Genomic DNA, 18,306 nt, shown 5'->3' with positions numbered 1-18,306 from the left:
CGCCCGGTTACATTCCGAACCCGGAAGCTAAGCCTTACAGCGCCGATGGTACTGCAGGGGGGACCCTGTGGGAGAGTAGGACGCCGCCGAACAATTCTTCGAGAGAAGCCCCCGCCGGGTGAACCGGACGGGGGCTTCTCTGTTGTAGGGTCAACGTGCATTGTCGTGACAAGGGACAGGAGGCCCCCGGGTGGAGGTCCAGGAGACGCGGGTCCAGACCGATCGCGTCCTCACCATCCCCAACCTGCTGAGCATGGGCCGGCTGGTCGGCGTTCCGCTTTTCCTCTGGCTCATTCTGTGGCCGGTCTTCGATGGGCCCAACAACGACGGCTGGGCTTTGCTGATCCTGGCGCTGAGCGGTATCAGCGACTACCTGGACGGAAAGCTCGCCAGGCGGTGGGGGCAGATCAGCCGGGTGGGGCAGCTGCTGGATCCGCTGGCCGACCGGCTCTATGTGCTGTCCACGCTGGTCGGATTGACCTGGCGTGAGATTCTGCCCTGGTGGCTGACGGCGATTCTGCTGGCCCGGGAGGTGTTTATCGCCGCTCTGCTGCCCATTTTGAACAAGCACGGGTACGGGCCGCTGCAGGTGAGTTTTCTGGGGAAGGCCGCGACCTTCAACCTGATGTACGCGTTTCCGCTTCTGCTGCTCGGCAGTGTGGACAGTTGGATCGCGCGGCCGGCCGAGGTGGTGAGCTGGGCCTTCATCTGGTGGGGCGCCACGCTGTACTGGTGGGCCGCCATTCTTTACGCGGTTCAGGCGCGGCAGATCGTCAAGGGCCGCCCGGCGGGCCCGGCGTCCGCAGTCTGAGACGTGATCTGAGAGAAGCCCCACGCTCCATCGGTGCGTCGGACGATACCTTCCGGGTAGAGAACCCTCTGGAACGGTTTGATGGACCTGCTGGTCCACCACCGCGAAGGAGGACGCACCCGTAATGAAAGCCGTTGTAATGGCAGGGGGCGAGGGCACTCGACTCCGCCCGATGACCTCCAGCATGCCGAAGCCGCTGCTTCCGGTCGCCAATAGGCCGATCATGGAGCACGTGCTTCGGCTGCTGAAGCGGCACGGTCTCCTTGACACCGTCGTCACCGTGCAGTTCCTGGCGTCACTGGTCAAGAACTACTTCGGTGACGGCGAGGAGCTGGGCATGCACCTGACCTATGCCCACGAGGAGACACCACTGGGCACTGCGGGGAGTGTCAAGAACGCCGAAGACGCGCTCAAGGACGACTCCTTTCTGGTGATCTCCGGTGACGCGCTGACCGACTTCAATCTCTCTGAATTGATCGACTTTCACCGCAGCAAGGACGCTCTGGTCACCGTCTGTCTCACCAGGGTGCCGAATCCACTGGAGTTCGGCATCACGATCACGGACGACGAGGGACGGGTCGAGCGGTTCCTGGAGAAGCCGACCTGGGGGCAGGTCTTCTCCGACACGGTGAACACCGGTATCTACGTGATGGAACCCGAGGTCTTCGACTACGTCGCGGCGGGTGAGTCCGTCGACTGGTCGAGCGACGTCTTCCCGCAGCTGTTGAAGGAGGGCAAGCGGGTCTACGGCTACATCGCCGAGGGCTACTGGGAGGACGTGGGCACCCACGAGAGCTACGGCAAGGCCCAGGCCGACGTCCTGGAGGGCAAGGTCGAGGTCGAGCTGGACGGGTTCGAGATCTCGCCCGGCGTCTGGGTTGCCGAAGGGGCCGAGGTTGACCCCGAGGCGGTGCTCCGCGGGCCGCTGTACATCGGGGACTACGCCAAGGTCGAGGCCGGCGTCGAGATCCGCGAACACACCGTGCTGGGCAGCAACGTGGTCGTCAAGCGCGGCGCGTTCCTGCACAAGGCCGTGGTGCACGACAACGTGTACGTCGGGCCGCAGAGCAATCTGCGGGGCTGTGTGGTCGGTAAGAACACCGATGTGATGCGGGCCGCCCGGATCGAGGACGGGGCGGTGATCGGGGACGAGTGCCTGGTCGGCGAAGAGTCGATCATCGGGGCGAACGTCCGGGTGTACCCGTTCAAGACCATCGAGGCCGGCGCCGTCGTCAACACCTCGGTGATCTGGGAGTCGCGCGGCCAGGAACACCTCTTCGGTCTCCGCGGCGTCTCGGGGATCCTGAACGTCGAGATCACCCCGGAGCTGGCCGTGCGGCTGGCCGGGGCCTACGCGACGACGCTGAAGAAGGGGGCCACCGTCACCATTGCGCGTGACCACTCGCGTGGTGCGCGTGCGCTCAAACGGGCGATGATTTCGGCGCTGCAGACCTCGGCGATCGACGTCCGCGACCTCGAGAACGTGCCGATGCCGGTGGCCCGGCAGCACACGGCGCGGGGGAGTGCGGGCGGGATCTTCCTGCGGACCACACCGGGAGTACCCGACTCACTGGACATCCTCTTCTTCGACGAGCGCGGGGCGGACCTCTCACAGGCCGGGCAGCGCAAGCTCGACCGCGTCTACGCGCGGCAGGAGTACCGGCGGGCCTTCCCGGGCGAGATCGGGGACCTGACCTTCCCGTCCAGCGTCTTCGACGCCTACGCGGGCAACCTGCTGCGGGCGGTGGACACCACCGGGGTCCGGGAGGCCGGGCTGAAGGTGGTGGTGGACACCGCGCACGGCAGTGCGGGTCTGGTTCTGCCGAGCATCCTCGGCCGGCTCGGCGTGGAGGCGCTCACCGTCTCCAGCGGGCTCGACGAGGCGCGGCCGACCGAGGACGCGGAAACGCGAAGGGCCGGGCTCGCCAGGCTCGGCGAGCTGGTGGCATCCTCGCGGGCGGCCTTCGGTGTCCGCTTCGACCCGGTCGGTGAGCGCGTCGCGTTCGTGGACGAGCTGGGCCGGGTGATCGACGACGACCGGGCGCTGCTGGTGCTGTTGGACCTGGTGGCGGCCGAGCGGCGCAGTGGGCAGGTGGCGCTGCCGGTGACCACGACCCGGATCGCCGAGCAGGTCGCCGCGTACCACGGCACCCAGGTCATCTGGACCACGACGACGCCGGACGACCTCGCGAAGGCGGCCTCCGCCGAGGGCACGGTGTTCGGCGGGGACGGGCGCGGCGGCTTCGTGGTGCCCGAGTTCAGCGGGGTGCTGGACGGGGCCGCGGCCTTCGTCCGGCTGGTCGGCCTGGTGGCGCGGACCCAGCTCACGCTGAGCCAGATCGACGCGCGGATCCCGCAGGCGCACATCCGGCGCCGGGACATCGCGACGCCGTGGGCGGCCAAGGGCATGGTGATGCGCTCGGTGGTGGAGGCGGCCGGCAGCCGGCGGCTGGACACCACCGACGGTGTCCGGGTCGTGGAGGCGGACGGGCGCTGGACGCTGGTGCTGCCGGACCCGGCCGAGGCGGTCACCCACCTGTGGGCGGAGGGCCCGGACGACGAGGCCACCGAGGCGCTGCTGGACGAATGGGCGGCGGTGGTCGAGGGCGCCGGGCGGTGACGGCCCGGAGCTGAGGACGAGACGGCCCGATCGGCGGGGCGCACGGCATGGTTCGTGCGCCCCGCTGTCCGTTTTCACATCATTCGGAATGGTCCGCCACTTCCGTCTTGTGTGCAGCGTGTGTGCAGCTCAGGGGCCGTGCACAAGGCCCCCTCGCCGCCATGGGACGATGGTTTCCATGCCAGCGACGCCGACACCGAGTGCCCCGAACGGGCGGTACAACCGCCCGGACGCCTCGATGTCCCTGCTGACCAATGTGATGGACCACAGCCTGGACGAGGGCTACGCCGAGGCGGCCGCGGCACGCGGCGGTGCCCGCGACAGCCGGATACCCGGAACGCTCCAGGGGCTGCTCACGCTGGCCGCCGGGCTGGCGCTGGTCGGAGCGGTGGTGACGGTCGGCGCGGTGAACGCGCACGAGGCCGAGCCGACGCTGGCCAAGGAGCGGGACGCGCTGATCCAGCGGATCAACGACAGCAACACCTCGGCCGACCAGCTGCAGAAGCAGGTGCAGGAGCTGCGGCGCAAGGTCGACAGCACCCAGCAGCAGGCGCTCCCCTCGGGGGACGGCGACGCGGGTGCTCTGACCGGAGCGGTGGGCCTGGGTGAGGTCACCGGGCCGGGCGTGAAGGTGGTCCTGGAGGACGCCGCGGGGACGGGCCTGGGCGGCAACGTCGACCCGCGGGCGGGACAGGGCTTCTCCAACAGTGGCCGGCTTCGGGACCGCGACCTGCAACTGGTGGTGAACGGCCTCTGGGGGGCCGGGGCCGAGGCCGTGGCGATCAACGGCCAGCGGCTGACCGCGCTCTCCGCGATCCGGGCTGCGGGCGAGGCGGTGCTGGTGGACAACCGGCCGCTGGTGCCGCCGTACAACATCCAGGCGATCGGGGACGGGCCGAAGCTCCTCACCGCCTTCGAGAACGACATGGCCGGGCAGTACCTGCGGCTGCTCCAGGAGAAGTACGGCATCAAGTCGACGCTCTCCACGCAGAAGAGCCTGACGCTGCCGGCGGCGGTGGGGGTGACGCTGCGGACCGCGCAGCCGGTCACGCCCGAGCCCACGGCGACGGCGACGCCGTCGGCCACGGCCACGCCGAGCGGAACGCGCTCCGCCGGCCCCGGAACCTGGGAGAGCCCGGGCGCGTCCGTCTCACCATCGGCCTTACCAACCGCTTCACCATCGGCGACCAGCGGTGGTGCGACCCCGAAGCGGCATCCGTCGACCGGATCCGCGAAGACCACGACAGGGACAGGAGCAGCCAGACCGTGATTGCCGTACTGGGTCTTGTGATCGGAGTGGTCGTCGGCCTCTTCGTCCAACCCGAGGTGCCGGACGCCGTCGTGCCCTACCTGCCGATCGCGGTGGTCGCGGCCCTGGACGCGGTCTTCGGCGGTGTCCGGGCGATGCTCGACGGGATCTTCAACGACAAGGTGTTCATCGTCTCGTTCCTGTCGAACGTGGTGGTCGCGGCGCTGATCGTGTTCCTGGGCGACCAGCTGGGCGTCGGCTCGCAGCTGTCCACGGGTGTGGTCGTCGTCCTCGGCATCCGCATCTTCTCCAACGCGGCCGCGATCCGGCGCCATGTCTTCCGTGCCTGAGTCGGGCCGCGAGGAGGCGGCGGAGAAGCGGGAGCCGAGGACCGTCGGGAGGACGGTTGAGGAGACGGTCGAGGAGGCCGTCGAGGCGCCCGAGCCGGAGACGGACCGGGAGTCCGGGCCGGACGGCTCTGCGGATCCGGACGGGGCCGCAGAGGAGGCCGGAGCGGCCGTCCCGGCTCCGGAAGCCGAGCCCGGCGAGAGCGCCGTGGAGAACGCGGCCGAGGACGCGGCCGAGGATGCGGCCGAGGACAAGTCTGACGCTAAGGCTGAGCTTGAGGCCGACTCGACCCCGGAGCCGACGCTCCGGCTGGTGAAGGCGGTCCGGCTCGAACCGGAGCCGGAGCCCGAGGCAGCGGCCAAGCCCGAGCCCGTCGAGTCGGGCTCCGGCGCAGGGCCCGTGCCGGAGCCCGAGCCCGAGCCGGTCGCAGCGGAGGCCGTCGAGCAGGCGCCCGCCGTGGACCGCAACGCCGGACGGCGGCGTCTGCAGGCGGCGCTGTGGCCGCCGCGGCTGTCGCGCGGGCAGTTGGTGGTGGCGCTGCTGCTGTTCTCGCTCGGCTTGGGGCTGGCGATCCAGGTGCGGTCGACCAACGACCACCACAGCCAGCTGCGCGGGGCCCGCCAGGAGGACCTGGTTCGGATCCTCGACGAACTGGACAGCCGTCAGCAGCGTCTCCAACAGGAGAAGGCGGAGCTGGAGCAGTCCCTGGCGAAGTTGGAGAACAGCTCCAACCAGGCCAAGGAGGCCCAGGAGCAGACCAGGAAGAAGGTGACGGAACTCGGCGTGCTCGCCGGTACCGTCAAGGCCACTGGTCCGGGCATCGTCCTCACGGTCGATGACCCCCAAGGGCAGGTGAAGGCAGATATGCTGCTGGACACCCTGCAGGAACTTCGAGCGGCGGGGGCGGAGGCGATTCAGATCAACGATGTGCGCGTGGTGGTCAACACCTACTTCACCGACCTGTCGGGCGGTGGGGTGCAGATCGACGGGAAGAAGGTCTCGCAGCCCTATCGGTTCACCGTCGTGGGGAACCCGCAGGACCTGACGCCCGCGCTGAACATCCCGGGTGGTGTCGTCCGCACGTTGGAGAGCCACCAGGCGCGGGCGACGATCACCCAGCAGCAGAAGGTGGTCGTGGACGCCCTCGTGGATCTGAAGACGCCGCAGTACGCCAAGCCGGCTTCGAAGTGACGAGGCGCCCGACGAACGGCCCGTCACGGGCCGGCGGCACCCGGTGCGGGGAGCCGCCGTCACGTGGGCGAGACTGGTTCGCACCAGTTCGCTCCGGAACAACAACCGCAGCATCAACTGTCGGAGTACCGCTCCAGCGGGCCCGAGCCGCAACCGGGCTCGCGGCCTGTCCGAGGTTCTCACCCTGCCCCGCGGGCGGGTCTGTCACACGCAAGGGGATTCGCCCGTGAGTTTCTTCTCGAAGTTGTTCGGTCGCAACAAGGGCCGTGACGCGGCCGCCGTGGAGGCGCCGACCGCGCGGCACCGTCGGCCTGAGGACGAGCCCGCCGTGCCGGGCATGCGACCCGCCCCCGAGGCCGCCCCGTACGCCGGACAGCAGCTGTTCCGGGACGGCGGCGCCCAGTACGCGGGGAATCCGGCGGGCTACGGCGCGTCGGTTGACCCCTCCGGCGACCCGCGCATAGGTTTCCCGTCGGGACCCTCAACCTCTGGTGGAGGGTTTGCTCCGGACCCGTACGCCGGGCACAACCCGTCGGGTGTGCCGCGCCAGGAGGCTGTGAACATGGCTGGCCCCTCTCCGTGCCCCAGGTGCGGCAACCAGAACCCGGCCGCGGCCCGGTTCTGCTCCAACTGCGGTGCGGCGCTGCGCGGCGGCCTGCTGCCGGAGGGGGCGGCGGAGACCACGTCGACCATCTCCATCTCCGGCCTGGAGTCGTACGACCCCACCACCACGACCGGCACCGGTGCCACGCCGGCCCTGTCGGCCGAGGTGCTGTCGGCGATCGACGCGCTGCCGCCGGGCTCGGCCCTGCTGATCGTGCAGCGCGGTCCGAACTCGGGCAGCCGCTTCCTGCTGGACTCGGACGTCACCACGGCGGGGCGTCACCCGCAGGGTGACATCTTCCTGGACGACGTCACGGTCTCGCGCCGGCACGTGGAGTTCCGCCGCACCCCGGCCGGCTTCAGCGTCGCGGACGTGGGCAGCCTCAACGGCACCTACGTGAACCGGGAGCGGATCGACGAGGTGTCGCTGAACAACGGCGACGAGGTCCAGATCGGGAAGTACCGGCTGGTGTTCTTCGCCGGCCACAACCGGGGGTACTGAAACCAACGTCGGCAGGAGCCCGAGTGAATACGAATACCCCTTCCTCTTCTCTCGGGGCGGCCACCCCAGTCCCGTCCGGTCCGCAGGCGGACCGCGGCGGGCGCGGGGTGGTCGCGGGCCCCAGGCAACCGGTCCGTGCGGAGCGGCCCGCCGGGCGACGGCGCGGCGGTGACGAACTGCTGAGCATCGGCGCGGTGCTGACCTTCCTGCGCGACGACTTCCCCGAGGTCACCATCTCCAAGATCCGCTTCCTGGAGGCGGAGGGACTGGTCGAGCCGCAGCGCACGCCCTCGGGGTACCGCAAGTTCAGCCCGGCCGACGTCGAGCGGCTGGCCTACGTCCTGCGGATGCAGCGGGACCACTACCTGCCGCTGCGGGTGATCCGCGAACACCTGGACGCCATCGAGCGCGGCGAGAGCCCGCCGGCGCTGCCCTCCTCGGCCGACACCCGGCCCGGGCCGATGGAGGAGGCGGACCGCGAGCTGGTGGCCTCCGCCGACGTCCCGTCCGGGGTCCGGCTGGGGCGTGCCGAACTGCTCGCCGCGGCCGAGGCCGGGGAGCGGGAGCTGGCCGAGTGGGAGTCGTACGGGCTGGTCGCGCCCGGCCCGGACGGCGGGTACGACGGCGAGGCCCTGCAGGTGGCCCGGCTGGTCGCGGAGCTCGGCCGGTACGGCCTCGAGCCGCGGCACCTGAGAGCCATGAAGGCGGCGGCCGACCGCGAGATCACACTGGTGGAGCAGGTGGTGGCGCCGCTGCGCCGGCACCGGAACCCGCAGACCAGGGCCCATGCCGAGGCCACCGCGCGGGAGCTCGCGACGCTGTCCGTACGACTGCACGCGGCAATGGTCCAGGCCGGTCTACGGACCCGCGGGTAGCCTCCCGGGCGGCCTCCGCATGCCGGGGGCACCGCGCTGACCAGCGGCGTCGGCTCTGCGCTTTCATATCCGGGACCGGAGCCATAGGGTTGCCTGTGTGAATGAGCTCGACGTCGTGGGTGTCCGAGTGGAGATGCCTTCCAACCAGCCGATCGTGCTGCTGCGGGAGGTCGGGGGAGATCGCTACCTGCCGATCTGGATCGGCCCCGGCGAGGCGACTGCGATCGCCTTCGCCCAGCAGGGCATGACGCCGGTGCGCCCGCTGACGCACGACCTCTTCAAGGACGTCCTGGAGGCGCTCGGCCAGCAGCTCACCGAGGTGCGGATCACCGATCTGCGGGAGGGCGTGTTCTACGCCGAGCTGGTGTTCGCCGGTGGGGTCGAGGTGAGCGCCCGGCCGTCCGACGCGATAGCGCTGGCGCTGCGGACCGGTACGCCGATCTACGGGAGCGAGGAGGTGCTCGCCGAGGCGGGCATCGCGATCCCGGACGAGCAGGAGGACGAGGTCGAGAAGTTCCGGGAGTTCCTCGACCAGGTGTCGCCCGAGGACTTCGGCGGCGGCGGCCCGCAGTAGCGGTTCTGCGAGCATTCGGCTCAGCGTTTTGCCAAAATTCGTCGACCTACCCACACTAGGGGCACGAAAAACCACTCTCCTGAGTGACGTGGATTGTCTGACCCGGCGTGGCGATCGTTGACGGGTCATAGGGGACTGCCTACCGTCAGGAGTGGCTGTCCGGGTGCCCGATGCCCGCAGTCGGGTTGCCCGCAGCACAAGTGGACGGAGGCAGGCATGAGCAGCACCGGCGATGACGCGGCCCTGGGAGGCCTGTGCGCCGTGCACGTGCCGCGCACCGCTCGTACCGTCACGGACATGGCCCGGGTGGGCAGGTTCCCGGCCGTGCAGCCGGGGCAGCCGGCCATCGAGCGGCTGGCCCCGACGTCCGAACTGATCGGCTTCCGCGGCCCGACGGCCTGTGCGGCGGCCGGCATCACATACCGTCAGCTGGACTACTGGGCCCGCACCGGGTTGCTGGAGCCCAGCGTCCGGACGGTGTACCCGGCGGCCAGTCAGCGGCTCTACAGCTTCCGCGACGTCCTGCTGCTCAAGATCGTGAAGCGGCTGCTCGACGCGGGGGTCTCGCTGCAGAACATCCGGGTGGCCGTCGCCCATCTGCAGGCCGCCGAGCAGGCCGACCTCGCCGGGATGACGCTGATGTGCGACGGCGCGACGGTGTACGAGTGCACCACGCCGCAGCAGGTGGTGGATCTGCTGAAGGGCGGTCAGGGGGTCTTCGGCATCGCGGTGGGAGCGGTCTGGCAGGAGCTGGAGCGCACCCTCGGGCGGCTGCACGCGGAGCGTACGGACACCGGCGAGACCCTGGTCGGGCAGGACCCGGCCGACGAGCTGGCCCAGCGGCGCAACCGGGCGGTCTGAGCAACGAGTCGACGAGGCCGCGGGCCCGGACGGGGAACCGTTCGGACCCGCGGCCTCGTCGTGTTGCCTGGCGAAACGATCGAGGGAGGGCCTGTGGGAGTCGGCACCGGTATAGCGGGACTGCTGCGGCGCAGGGCCGGACTGCTGCGGACACGGCTGGGGCAGCGGAAGACCCAGCGCAGGGTGTTCCAGGTCGGGACGGTGCTCTGCTCGCTGGCGCTGGCACCGAGCGCCTGGGTGTGGCTCTCGGCGGGTGACCGGGTGGGAACGGTGGAGAGCGCTCCCTCGGCGCCGGTCGCGGTGGTCTTCGGCGCCGGACTCGACCAGGGCAAGCCCTCGCCGTACCTGGAGCACCGGCTGGTCGCGGCGGTGGACCTGTACCGGGAGGGCAAGGTGCAGGCGATCCTGGTGACCGGGGACAACGGGCGGATCGAGTACGACGAGCCCGACGCGATGTTCACGTACCTGACCGAGCACGGCGTGCCGGCCGAGCGGGTGGTCCGGGACTACGCGGGCTTCGACACCTGGGACTCCTGCACCCGGGCGCACCGGATCTTCGGCGTGGACCGGGCCGTGCTGGTCAGCCAGGACTTCCACGTCCGGCGGGCGCTGGCGCTGTGTGAGGCGGCGGGCATCCGCTCGTACGCCGTCGGGGTGCCGGAGCTGCATGACGAGACCTGGCTGTACGGCGGGGTGCGGGAGGTGGCCGGGGCGGGCAAGGCGGCGGTCAACGCCTGGCTGCGGCCGGACCCGGTGTTCCTCGGGCCCCAGGAGGACGGCATTCCGAAGGCGCTCGCGGACGCGGCGAAGAAGCAGCCGTAGGCGTCCGACCGCGCCGGGCGTCCGGCCGGGTTCGTACGCACTGTCGGACCCGTACGCGATGATCTGCGGGTGCGATCACTGCCGAGCATCATCCACCTCGACATGGACGCCTTCTTCGCGGCGGTGGAGCAGGCGGCCAAGCCGAGCCTGCGCGGCAAGCCGGTGGTCGTCGGCGGGCTGGGCGGTCGCGGGGTGGTGTCCACGGCCTCGTACGAGGCGCGGAAGTTCGGGGTGCACTCGGCGATGCCGATGGCGCAGGCGCGTCGTCTCTGCCCCAACGCGGCGTTCCTGTCGGGTCGTTTCGAGGCCTACCGGCAGGTCAGCGAGATCGTGATGGGCCTGCTGCGGGAACTGTCGCCGCTGGTACAGCCGCTCAGCCTGGACGAGGCCTTCGTGGACCTGGAGGCCGGTCCGTACGGCCCGGTGCTGGCCGAGGCGGACCACGACACCGGCGAGCGGCTGGTGCTCGCGCTGGCGGAGGACCTGCGGTCGGACATCCAGCGGCTCACCGGGCTGACCGGCTCGGTGGGGGCGGCCGGGTCCAAACTGATGGCCAAGATTGCCTCCGAGCAGGCCAAGCCGGACGGCCTGGTGCTGATCGAACCCGGGCAGGAACGGGCGGTGCTCGGGCCGATGCCCGTACGGGCGCTGCCCGGGATCGGGCCGGCCACCGAGCAGGTGCTGCGGCGGGCCGGGCTGAGCACGGTGGCCGACCTCGCGGAGGCGGGCGAGGCGGAGCTGGTCCAGCTGCTCGGGCGGGCGCACGGGGCCGGGATCCACCACATGTCGATAGGGCTGGACGAGCGGCCGGTGGTGGCCGACCAGGACGCCAAGTCCGTCTCGGTGGAGGACACCTACGAGGTGGACCTGGCCGACCGGGACCGGGTGCTGCGCGAGGTGGAGGCGCTGGCCGCCCGGTGCGTGCGGCGGCTGCGGGCGGCCGGGCGCTCGGGGCGGACGGTGGTGCTCAAGGTCCGGCGGTTCGACTTCTCGACGCTGACCCGCTCGGAAACGCTCGGCGGGCCCACGGACGACGAGGCGGTGATCACCGCGACCGCGCGCCGGCTGGCCGAGCAGGTGGACATCACGGGCGGGGTCAGGCTGCTCGGCGTGGGCGTCGCCCAACTCGCCGACTACACCCAGGAGGACCTGTTCGCACAGGCCCTGCGCGAGGAGGCGGCGGAACACGCGGAGGCGGCGGCCGAGACCGAGGAGGCCGAGGAGGAGCCGGAGGCCGTCGTGATGCGGCGGTGGATGCCCGGACAGGACGTCCGGCACGCGGAGTTCGGGCCGGGCTGGGTGCAGGGCAGCGGCGTCGGGAGGGTCACCGTGCGGTTCGAGACGCCGTGGAGCGAGCCGGGGCGGGTGCGGACCTTCGCGGTGGACGACCCGGCGCTCGAGCCGACCCGGCCGCTGCCGCTGCGCCGGGGCGAGGACACCGAACCGGACCGGGACGGCGGTGCAGCCGAGCGGGACTGAGACACGAAAACGGCCCCACCCGGTGGGGGAGTACCGGGTGGGGCCGCATCACCGTGCCGGACCCCGTGCGTTCGTGATGCCCTCGCGACGTACGGAGACCGGGGCCCCGCGCCCTGTCCCTGAGCGCGGGGGCCGGACGCCTCGTCAGGCGTCGGTCTTCACCAGCTTGTCGCTGGAGTCCTGCTGGGCCGAGTCGCCGACGACGGTCAGCGGAGCGGCCGGCTTGACGGTGCGGATCAGGAACGGGACGACACCGGCGATGATGCAGACCACGGCCGCGGTCCAGAACGCGTGCTTGTACGCGTCCAGGGTGGGCAGCAGCAGCGGGATCTGCGGCGGCAGCTTCATGACGTCGCCGGTCAGGATGGCGGCCATGACGGCGGTGCCGATCGCGCCACCGACGGTGCGCAGCACCGAGTTCATGCCGTTGGCGATGCCGCTCTGCTCGGCCGGGACGGCGCCGTTGATGTAGGCCGGCATCGCGGCGAACGCGAGGCCGACGCCGAGGCCGAAGATCGCCGAGGCGGTGTAGATGTCGCCCTCGTGGCTGTGCCGCAGGGCCAGGTAGGCCATCGCGATGGCGCCGAGGACGCCACCGAGGACCAGCGGCATGCGCGGGCCGCGGCGGGCGATCAGCAGCGCGCCGAGCGGGGCGGCCACCATGGAGCCGATCGCGGACGGCAGCAGCATGACACCGGCGTGCAGGACGGTGGCGGTGAAGCCGTAGTGGGTCAGCTTCTCCGGGGTCTGGGCGAAGTTGCTGATGACCATGAAGGAGCCGTACATGCCGAAGCCGATGAGCAGGCCCGCCAGGTTGGTGAAGGCCACGGCCGGACGGGACATCATCTTCATGTCGACCAGCGGGTGCGCGACCTTGGTCTCGATGATGCCCCAGACCAGGGCGACGACGGCGGCGACGGCGAACAGGCCGAGGGTCTTGGTGGAGGTCCAACCCCAGTGGTTGCCCTGGCTGACCGCGACCAGCAGCGCGGAGAGCCAGCCCGCCAGGGTGATCGCGCCGAGCGGGTCGGCGCCGCCCTCCTTGTCGGTGACCGGGTCGGACGGGACCCGGAAGGCGACCAGGGCGACCGCGATCAGGCCGAAGACCAGGCCCATCCAGAAGATCGACTTGTAGCTCCAGTGCTCCAGCAGGAGACCGGTGGCGACCAGGCCGAGGCCGGAGCCGACGCCCATCGAGGCGCTGATGGCGGCGACGCCGCCGGTCACCTTCTGCTTGGGCAGCTCGTCGCGGACGATGCTGATCGCCAGCGGCATGACGCCACCGCCGGCGCCCTGCAGGACGCGGGCGACGACCAGCCAGGTGAAGGAGTGGGTGCTGACTGCCAGTGCCGAACCGGCGACCAGGCCCGCCAGCGAGATCAGCAGCATCGGCTTACGGCCCCGGAGGTCGCCGAAGCGGCCCAGGAGGGGAGTCAGCACGGCGGCGGAGAGCAGGTTGGCGGTCATCAGCCAGGTGACGCTGGAGGCCGAGACGCTCAGTTCCTTGGCCAGCGAGGGCAGGATCGGGACGACCGCGGTCTGCACCACACTGAACGACAGCATCGCCAGGATGAGGGCCGGCAGGACCCGGGCGCTGCTCTGCTTCTCGGCCGCGATGGTGGGCTGGGGTGCCTCACTCACGGTTGCTTCCTCCCGTACATAGTGAATGAACTGAAGTAACCATGCAGGGAGATACTTCAGAGTGTCAAATATCGAGCGGTTAAGCTTTGGCAAAGGGGAAGGCCCCGACCTCGGATGGTCGGGGCCCTGCTGGGGATCGCGGGTCAGACGAGCGGGCGCATCCCGGTGGCGCGGGAGGCGTCGGGGGTCGGGGTGACGGCGTCCTGGGGCGTGGTGGGGTCGTGGACCTCGACGTGTTCGCGGCGGAGTTCTTCCCGGATCACTTCCTCGTCGGTGTAGCGCTCGACGACCAGGCGGACGCGCTCGATGGGGGCGAGGTACTTGCGGACCGCCGGGCGCTCCTCACGGAGAGTGACTTCCTCGATGGCTTCGGCGATCTCCTTCTCGGTGAGGACGGCGCGCTCGGCCTCACCGACCGGGATCCGCTCGACCCGGATGCGCTCGCGGACCACCGGGACGCGGCGCTCGACCTGCTCGGTCGTCACGTACTTGCGCAGCTTCGCGGTGCCCACGTTGTGCCACTCGGTGGTGACCTCCAGACGCTCCTCGCGGCAGGTGATCTCGATCGGGTTGCCGGGAGCGGAGGAGTCGGCCCCCGAGCCGCGTGCGTGGGTGGTCGCCGCCGGCATCGGGTGCAGCTTGGGTTCCGTGATGGGCGCCGGGGAAGCCGTGGCGGGAGCAGGGGTGCTGAGGGTCCGCATGTTGCTCTCCATGGCGGTTACGGCGGTGGTCGCGCTGGTGCTCTCGGGCTCGGGGGAGTGGAAGGCGTGCGGCTTGGCGGCGACCGCGGCGGCGGCGGGGGTGGCGCCGAAGTCGAGGTCGGACTGCGCGGCGTGGCCGCCGTCCTCGCCGCCCGGGTGGTCCTCCGCTCGGGTGTCGAGGCCGTAGTAGCGGTAGAGCTGGAGCTCCTGGGAGGGGGACAGGTGCTGGCCCACGCCGAAGTCGGGGGACTCCTTGACCAGCGACTTGTCGTACGGCACCCGGAGCTCGTCGCCGGAGAACTCGCTCGTGGTGAGCGGGACGAAGGCGTCCCGGCCGAAGATGCCGGTCCGGACGGCGGCCCACTCGGGCTGGCCGGTGGCGTCGTCCAGGTACACCTCGTCGACCGTGCCGATCTTGTCTCCGTTGCGGTCGACCGCCTTGTGGCCGATGAGGTCCCGGGGGTCGATGTCGGTCTGCACTCTTTCCTCCAGTGCGCTGAGCCTGCGGAACTCCCACAGGAAGTCGGCCGGAGTACCCGTGCCGTCCGCCACTTCACACCAAATGCCATGAATCGGACGGGCGCGACCGGGGTGCGCCGGACGGGCTGCGGGCTGAGCCGTCCGGGGGACGCGCGTAGACCCGGGGTGACCCGAAGCACCCGTGATCCGACGGCCTCCCGCTGGTACCCTGGGCGGCGACCGCAGAGCCCGCTCGGGAGAGTCTCCGACCGCGAAAAGCGCTGGTCGGGGCGCCGAAGGAGCAACTCCTCCCCGGAATCTCTCAGGCATCCGTACCGTGTGGGGTAGGTCACTCTGGAAAGCAGGGCAGGAGTCTCGGCACAGAAGCCGGCGACCACCACCCTCACCGACGGTGCAAGCCGACGGAGCGCCCACAGCGCACCGTGCGGGCGAAGCTCTCAGGTCCCGATGACAGAGGGGGAGGCCTGTCGGGTCCGCCCGCCATGGCTCATTCGCTGTCCGCAGCGGGGAAGGCCGGTCGGCGCGCGTACCCCCGCCGGTCCGTGACCAGGAGGCCTCGACCACCATGAACGCCCAGCCGAACGCGGGACGCCCCACCAGCGCCTCGACCCTCACCGAGCTTGAGCTGGCCAGCCCCTTCGAGAACCGCCACATCGGCCCCGACGCCGCCGCGCAGGAGAAGATGCTGGCGTCCGTCGGCTACGGCTCGCTGGACGAGCTCGCCGCCACCGCCGTGCCCGAGGCGATCCGCTCCATCACCGCCCTGGACCTGCCCGCCGGCCGGACCGAGGCCCAGGTCCTCGCCGAGCTGCGCGAGCTGGCCGGCCACAACCGGGTGCTCCAGCCGATGATCGGCCTGGGCTACTACGGCACCTTCACCCCGCCGGTGATCCTGCGCAACGTCATGGAGAACCCGGCCTGGTACACCGCCTACACCCCGTACCAGCCGGAGATCTCGCAGGGCCGCCTGGAGGCGCTGCTCAACTTCCAGACCGTGGTCTCCGACCTGACCGGCCTGCCGACCTCCGGCTCCTCGCTGCTGGACGAGGGCACCGCGGCCGCCGAGGCGATGGCACTGGCCCGCCGCGTCACCAAGGTCAAGGGTGGCGTGTTCCTGGTCGACGCCGAGACCCTGCCGCAGACCATCGCGGTGATCGAGACCCGCGCGGTGCCGACCGGTGTCGAGGTCGTCGTCGCCGACCTGTCCGAGGGCATCCCGGCCGAGATCGCCGAGCGCGGTGTCTTCGGCGTGCTGCTGCAGTACCCGGGCGCCACCGGTGTGGTCCGCGACCTCGCCCCGGTGATCGAGCAGGCGCACGGCCTGGGCGCGATCGTCGCCGTCGCCGCCGACCTGCTGGCGCTGACCCTGCTCAAGTCCCCCGGCTCGCTGGGCGCCGACATCGCCTGCGGCACCTCGCAGCGCTTCGGCGTGCCGATGGGCTTCGGCGGCCCGCACGCCGGCTACCTCTCGGTGCGCGCCGAGTACGCCCGCTCGCTGCCCGGCCGCCTGGTCGGCGTGTCCGTCGACTCCGACGGCAACCGCGCCTACCGCCTCGCGCTGCAGACCCGCGAGCAGCACATCCGCCGCGAGAAGGCCACCAGCAACATCTGCACCGCCCAGGTGCTGCTCGCCGTGATGGCCTCCATGTACGCCGTCTACCACGGCCCGGACGGCCTGGCCGACATCGCCCGCCGCACCCACCGCTACGCCGCCGCCCTCGCCGAGGGCCTGCGGGCCGGCGGCGTCGAGCTGCTGCACGGCGAGTTCTTCGACACCGTCACCGCCGTCGTCCCGGGCCGCGCCGCCGAGATCGCCGCCGCCGCCCGCGCCAACGGCATCAACGTCCACCAGGACGGCGCGGACCGGATCTCCGTCTCCGCCGACGAGACCACCACCCGCGAGCACCTGGCCGGCGTCTGGGCCGCGTTCGGCGTCGAGGCGGTCGAGGTGGCCGAGGGCGCCGAGGCGCTGCCGGCCGCGCTCCTGCGCGACGACGAGTACCTGACCCACCCGGTCTTCCACAGCCACCGCTCGGAGACCGCCATGCTGCGCTACCTGCGCCGCCTGTCGGACCGGGACTACGCGCTGGACCGGGGCATGATCCCGCTGGGCTCCTGCACCATGAAGCTCAACGCGACCACCGAGATGGAGGCCGTGACCTGGCCGGAGTTCGGCCAGCTCCACCCCTTCGCGCCGATCGACCAGGCCCAGGGCTACCTGACCCTGATCCGCCAGCTGGAGCAGCAACTGGTCGAGGTGACCGGCTACGACGCCGTGTCGATCCAGCCGAACGCGGGCTCGCAGGGCGAGCTGGCCGGCCTGCTGGCCGTCCGCGCCTACCACCACGGCAACGGCGACACCCAGCGCGACGTCTGCCTGATCCCGTCCTCCGCGCACGGCACCAACGCGGCCTCCGCGGTGATGGCCGGCATGCGCGTGGTCGTGGTGAAGACCCTGGTCGACGGCGACGTGGACGTCGAGGACCTGAAGGCCAAGATCGAGCAGCACCGCGACAACCTGTCGGTGCTGATGGTCACCTACCCGTCGACCCACGGCGTGTACGAGACCCAGATCACCGAGATCTGCGCGATGGTGCACGAGGCCGGCGGCCAGGTGTACGTGGACGGCGCCAACCTGAACGCCCTGGTCGGCCTCGCCAAGCCGGGCAAGTTCGGCGCGGACGTCTCGCACCTGAACCTGCACAAGACCTTCTGCATCCCGCACGGCGGTGGCGGCCCGGGCGTCGGCCCGGTCGCGGTGCGCGCCCACCTGGCGCCGTACCTGCCGAACCACCCGCTGCAGTCGGAGGCCGGCCCGGCCACCGGTGTCGGCCCGATCTCGGCCGCGCCGTGGGGCTCGGCGGCGATCCTGCCGATCTCCTGGGCGTACGTCCGGCTGATGGGCGGCGAGGGCCTCAAGCGCGCGACGCAGGTCGCGGTGCTGAACGCCAACTACATCGCCAAGCGCCTCGCGCCGCACTTCCCGGTGCTCTACACCGGCCCGGGCGGGCTGGTCGCGCACGAGTGCATCATCGACCTGCGCCCGCTGACCAAGGAGACGGGCGTGACGGTGGACGACATCGCCAAGCGCCTGATCGACTACGGCTTCCACGCGCCGACGATGTCCTTCCCGGTGGCCGGCACGCTGATGATCGAGCCGACCGAGTCCGAGGACCTGCACGAGATCGACCGGTTCTGCGACGCGATGATCGAGATCCGGGCCGAGATCGACAAGGTCGGCTCGGGCGAGTGGGCCGCCGACGACAACCCGCTGCGCAACGCCCCGCACACCGCCGCCGAGCTGGCCGGCGACTGGGCGCACGGCTACTCGCGGCAGGACGCGGTCTTCCCGGCGGGCGTGAACCCGGCGGACAAGTACTGGCCGCCGGTGAGCCGGATCGACGGCGCGTACGGCGACCGCAACCTGGTCTGCTCCTGCCCGCCGCTGGACGAGTACGGCGTCTGACGGAGCCGGGCGCCACGGCGTCCGGACGAACGGCAGGGCCCCGGCGGAACTCTCCGCCGGGGCCCTGCCCGTACTGCCTCGAG

14 protein-coding genes, 1 rRNA gene and 2 riboswitches are annotated in these 18,306 nt (G+C 71.1%); of the genes, 13 read left to right on the top strand and 2 right to left on the bottom strand.

From position 1 onward, the window contains the following. The 12 genes from rrf to ACZ51D_RS32455 all read left to right on the top strand — a co-directional run. Positions 1–92, top strand: a 5S ribosomal RNA gene (gene rrf / locus ACZ51D_RS32510); the annotation flags it as partial. 98 nt (positions 93–190) lie between these two features. Beyond that, positions 191–811 (top strand): CDP-alcohol phosphatidyltransferase family protein, encoded by a 621-nt coding sequence (locus ACZ51D_RS32505; protein WP_360508202.1) that lies wholly within the window; start codon positions 191–193, stop codon positions 809–811. 124 nt (positions 812–935) lie between these two features. Beyond that, positions 936–3,431, top strand: coding sequence for a sugar phosphate nucleotidyltransferase (locus ACZ51D_RS32500; protein ID WP_465623255.1), 2,496 nt, complete (start codon positions 936–938; stop codon positions 3,429–3,431). A 178-nt stretch (positions 3,432–3,609) separates the two neighbouring features. Then, on the top strand, positions 3,610–4,701 hold the full coding sequence (locus tag ACZ51D_RS32495) for a DUF881 domain-containing protein (RefSeq protein WP_465623257.1): 1,092 nt from the start codon (positions 3,610–3,612) through the stop codon (positions 4,699–4,701). Further along, on the top strand, positions 4,698–5,030 hold the full coding sequence (locus tag ACZ51D_RS32490) for a small basic family protein (RefSeq protein WP_030062488.1): 333 nt from the start codon (positions 4,698–4,700) through the stop codon (positions 5,028–5,030). Before ACZ51D_RS32495 ends, ACZ51D_RS32490 begins: the two co-directional genes overlap by 4 nt. After that, entirely contained in the window at positions 5,023–6,219 is a 1,197-nt protein-coding gene (locus tag ACZ51D_RS32485; RefSeq protein ID WP_465623258.1) for a DUF881 domain-containing protein, read from the top strand. Before ACZ51D_RS32490 ends, ACZ51D_RS32485 begins: the two co-directional genes overlap by 8 nt. 226 nt (positions 6,220–6,445) lie before the next feature. Continuing rightward, positions 6,446–7,324, top strand: coding sequence for an FHA domain-containing protein (locus ACZ51D_RS32480; protein WP_465623260.1), 879 nt, complete (start codon positions 6,446–6,448; stop codon positions 7,322–7,324). Between the two features lie 179 nt (positions 7,325–7,503). Continuing rightward, positions 7,504–8,199: a transcriptional regulator FtsR gene (gene ftsR, locus ACZ51D_RS32475; protein ID WP_360508278.1), complete on the top strand. Its 696-nt coding sequence runs from the start codon at positions 7,504–7,506 to the stop codon at positions 8,197–8,199. Between the two features lie 97 nt (positions 8,200–8,296). Beyond that, positions 8,297–8,773 carry a bifunctional nuclease family protein gene (locus ACZ51D_RS32470; RefSeq protein ID WP_030062493.1) on the top strand — a complete coding sequence of 159 codons (477 nt, stop codon included), beginning with the start codon at positions 8,297–8,299 and terminating at the stop codon, positions 8,771–8,773. Between the two features lie 216 nt (positions 8,774–8,989). Further along, on the top strand, positions 8,990–9,634 hold the full coding sequence (locus ACZ51D_RS32465; protein ID WP_465623261.1) for a MerR family transcriptional regulator: 645 nt from the start codon (positions 8,990–8,992) through the stop codon (positions 9,632–9,634). A 93-nt stretch (positions 9,635–9,727) separates the two neighbouring features. Further along, on the top strand, positions 9,728–10,456 hold the full coding sequence (locus ACZ51D_RS32460) for a SanA/YdcF family protein (protein ID WP_465623263.1): 729 nt from the start codon (positions 9,728–9,730) through the stop codon (positions 10,454–10,456). Positions 10,457–10,525: 69 nt separating this feature from the next. Next, entirely contained in the window at positions 10,526–11,935 is a 1,410-nt protein-coding gene (locus tag ACZ51D_RS32455) for a DNA polymerase IV (RefSeq protein WP_465664281.1), read from the top strand. 144 nt (positions 11,936–12,079) lie between these two features. Here the strand turns inward: ACZ51D_RS32455 and ACZ51D_RS32450 are convergent, their stop codons facing one another. Together ACZ51D_RS32450 and ACZ51D_RS32445 are read right to left on the bottom strand one after the other, a co-directional pair. Continuing rightward, entirely contained in the window at positions 12,080–13,576 is a 1,497-nt protein-coding gene (locus ACZ51D_RS32450) for an MFS transporter (protein WP_465623266.1), read from the bottom strand. A gap of 143 nt (positions 13,577–13,719) precedes the next feature. Beyond that, positions 13,720–14,829: a PRC and DUF2382 domain-containing protein gene (locus tag ACZ51D_RS32445; RefSeq protein WP_465664280.1), complete on the bottom strand. Its 1,110-nt coding sequence runs from the start codon at positions 14,827–14,829 to the stop codon at positions 13,720–13,722. A gap of 151 nt (positions 14,830–14,980) precedes the next feature. Beyond that, positions 14,981–15,084, top strand: a riboswitch (glycine riboswitch). A gap of 1 nt (position 15,085) precedes the next feature. Then, positions 15,086–15,218, top strand: a riboswitch (glycine riboswitch). 104 nt (positions 15,219–15,322) lie between these two features. On the opposite strand from ACZ51D_RS32445, the gene gcvP reads away from it, so the two are divergent. Beyond that, positions 15,323–18,223 (top strand): aminomethyl-transferring glycine dehydrogenase, encoded by a 2,901-nt coding sequence (gcvP, locus tag ACZ51D_RS32440; RefSeq protein WP_360508228.1) that lies wholly within the window; start codon positions 15,323–15,325, stop codon positions 18,221–18,223. Positions 18,224–18,306 lie beyond the last annotated feature (83 nt).

It is taken from the genome of Kitasatospora sp. NPDC033851 (assembly GCF_055576085.1).
The sequence above is the reverse complement of the archived record's forward strand: the minus strand, read 5'-3'. Positions and strand labels throughout refer to the sequence as shown.